This window comes from Coleofasciculaceae cyanobacterium, from assembly GCA_036703275.1.
GTDB lineage: Bacteria > Cyanobacteriota > Cyanobacteriia > Cyanobacteriales > Xenococcaceae > Waterburya.
Genome location: DATNPK010000033.1, coordinates 1 through 2,795, shown reverse-complemented (window position 1 = coordinate 2,795; position 2,795 = coordinate 1). Strand labels below are relative to the sequence as shown.

Sequence of the window (2,795 nt, the reverse complement as noted above, 5' to 3'; positions counted from 1 at the left end):
AATTTTTTGTTGAGCCAATATTATTTGTACCAGTTCTTTTTTTGACAACTGGTTTAACTGCTCTTGATTGTTCAACTCTGGTTTTTGGCTCATCCTATCGTTACATTACCCAGTTTTCTTCTCGGTTGCAACTATTTATCTTTTTTTGATACCTGAATACTTACTATTTAAGATACCAACGAACGCAGAATAAAATAACTTCTCCTTGAAAATGTTTCCATTTAAATGGCTGCTTTGAGTTCATCCGATCTAGTAGTAAATTGAGACTTGATAATACTACAGGTTTGTCTCAAGTTTTTGCAACAGAACCAGTGAGCTAGATAACTGACGATCGCTCTCTCCAAACTCAAACTGGTAAAGTAACTCCACTCTTTACCGCCGATGTTAGCCATTACTCACAGCGTGATCGCCACTGCTTTTGCAGTAATTTAAAAGGTAGTTTCTTTCAAAGTCCTATTAGTGATTGGGCTGTTCATCAATCACTACAAATTTGGACTACCAATTTAGAGGCAGACAACAAATCGACAACATTACCCCAAAGTTTTTGCAACACAACCGTGCGCGGGGTATCCTGATTATCCAGCACGATAGGTATCACATACAAACATATGGTGATAAGGATTTCCAGGAACACGATATGCTCTTCTGAGCCGTAACTCTGGTGGGAAGGAGCTAAGAATTTTGGCAAGTGGATAACCAGGTCGTCCAATTTCCCAAAAATGATGTTTCGTCATTTCCCCGCCTTTAGTTATTCTAGGAAATGAGAGTGTCGTTTGCAGGCGTCTATCTCTGGATAAAAACGAAAAGTCAATTTCAATGACATATCGTACATCTGGTACGGAAAATACCACTTGCTTGCTTGCTACCCGTGCCATTTCCTTCAACGAGTTAGAGAAGTGTTCAAACGTTAAGTGTTCAAGGACTTGAAAGCAAGCAACTAACTCAAAAGATTGGTCAGCTAGTGGAATCTTATTCACACTGCCAATATAGTCAGGTTTATTCCCTTCTCTAAGATCGAGTGTCTCTACGCAGATGCCGCGTTTCAGCAGGTAATCTGTTAGGAAGCGATTACCTGGACCAATCTCAAGAACCCGTCCTTCACTTCCAATCGCATTCATTGTTTCCTGGATTTGATACCAGTAGGAGCAGAAGCGATCGCGAGAATCATAGCTACTCTTAAAGTAACCGCTTTTGACTTGAGGTTTAGACTCTACCATTACTTAGTTTTTATATCTGTAATGTTTCCTGCGCTTAATTATATCAAATAATAACTTGCGAAAATGGGTTGTGTCGCAAATAATGAGCAGAACAATCAATACGGGGAAGATAAGCGCGAAGCTGCTATGAGGGGCAATTTTTAATATTTTGAAACATTTTGCAGCTAAAGAGTGTTTGAGACTATAAAAATAGTTTTTAATCAATAATCGCTATAATTTTTGTCATGTATGCTTTTCAGTCGTTTAGCAACACAGCTAAAATTTTCAACTTTTGCAAAGATTAGTCAGAAACTGCATTATTGGTTGTGTTGCAAAAACTTGAGACAAACCTGTAGTATTATCAAGTCTCAATTTACTACTAGATCGGATGAACTCAAAGCAGCCATTTAAATGGAAACATTTTCAAGGAGAAGTTATTTTACTCTGCGTTCGTTGGTATCTTAAATACGCTTCCCGCAGCTATTAAAGAACTCAAGGAAGAAGGCATTCTCTCTAATAAATGTGATTTAAGACAGAAAAAATATCTGAATAATATGATCGAACAAGACCACAGATTCCCCAAAAAGTTAGCTAAATATAAATCATATTTTCAGTATTACAATACAGCATGGCGAACAATAAAAGGATATGAAATCATGAATGCCATTGCGTTTAGGTCAAGTTCAAAATATTGCTAAAGAGGATATTTTAGGACAGAGAGATTTTATTCATTCTCTCTTTGGAATTGCTGTCTAAAAAATTAGTTGCTTACAGATTTTTTCTGTCCATTTAAATTTTTTGCACAACAGAACCCTATGGCTGCCTTTGCCACGTTTAGGTAGAAGTGTAAACCCTTGCTCTCGTAGCGATCGCGTAGCGCGAAGCGAAGCTAGTGCTTTAGAACATATAACTCTGGAGAATAAGCTGGTAAAAAATCAATCTCTATTCCAGAGGGAATAATTGCCTTTTTACTACGATGCCCCATACGCATTATCTTCTACTAGAAGAATTTTTTTTGCTTACTGACTCCGTTGCTGACCTTCAAGGCTGGATGATTAATTCCTAGCTTTTCACTGCCTCTGATTGCGCTTTATTATTTTCTTCAGGTAGGAAAGTGAATATCCTCTGGCGATCGCTTTCTCCCAGGATTCCCACGCTCCAGATAGACAGATCCATTGTTTTCCTTCTCTTACCTCCTGACCCGAACAATAGCCCAACTCTCGCGCCAAATCATACCAATGTCTAAAAATGGCAGCTTTGTCTATTTCTTCACAACCGCGATCGCACCTTTGATCGCTAACTAAAGTTTTACTGCCCCAATCTCCTTTTAATGCCGATACAAAATATCCCGAAGGATTCGGTATGTGTTGTTCTCTTTTCCTAGCCTTCAATAGGGCGAGCGCATTTTCTACTTTTTCAGAGGGATACAACTTCAGCAGACTAGTCACTGTCTTGTTTATGGTAGTGTTGTAAATCTGTGGTTAAAATGATATCTTAAAGGGATAAATTAACTATTCAAATATTATCAATGACTGTTTTTATCGCTATAATTTGTCCAGATTGTAATTCTACAGATATCGTCAAGCACGGGTTATCTGG

The 2,795-nt window shown here is 38.1% G+C and carries 4 protein-coding genes; 1 reads left to right on the top strand and 3 read right to left on the bottom strand.

Annotated features, from left to right (window positions below):
* Window positions 1-221: 221 nt before the first annotated feature.
* Together V6C71_08440 and V6C71_08435 are read right to left on the bottom strand one after the other, a co-directional pair.
* Window positions 222-392, bottom strand: coding sequence for a hypothetical protein (locus V6C71_08440; GenBank protein HEY9768526.1), 171 nt, complete (start codon window positions 390-392; stop codon window positions 222-224).
* A gap of 183 nt (window positions 393-575) precedes the next feature.
* On the bottom strand, window positions 576-1,217 hold the full coding sequence (locus V6C71_08435) for a class I SAM-dependent methyltransferase (GenBank protein ID HEY9768525.1): 642 nt from the start codon (window positions 1,215-1,217) through the stop codon (window positions 576-578).
* A gap of 777 nt (window positions 1,218-1,994) precedes the next feature.
* On the opposite strand from V6C71_08435, the gene V6C71_08430 reads away from it, so the two are divergent.
* A complete protein-coding gene (locus V6C71_08430) occupies window positions 1,995-2,156 on the top strand; it encodes a hypothetical protein (GenBank protein HEY9768524.1) in 162 nt (53 codons plus the stop codon).
* Window positions 2,157-2,266: 110 nt separating this feature from the next.
* Here V6C71_08430 and V6C71_08425 read toward each other — a convergent pair whose 3' ends face one another.
* Window positions 2,267-2,644, bottom strand: coding sequence for a hypothetical protein (locus V6C71_08425; protein HEY9768523.1), 378 nt, complete (start codon window positions 2,642-2,644; stop codon window positions 2,267-2,269).
* Window positions 2,645-2,795 lie beyond the last annotated feature (151 nt).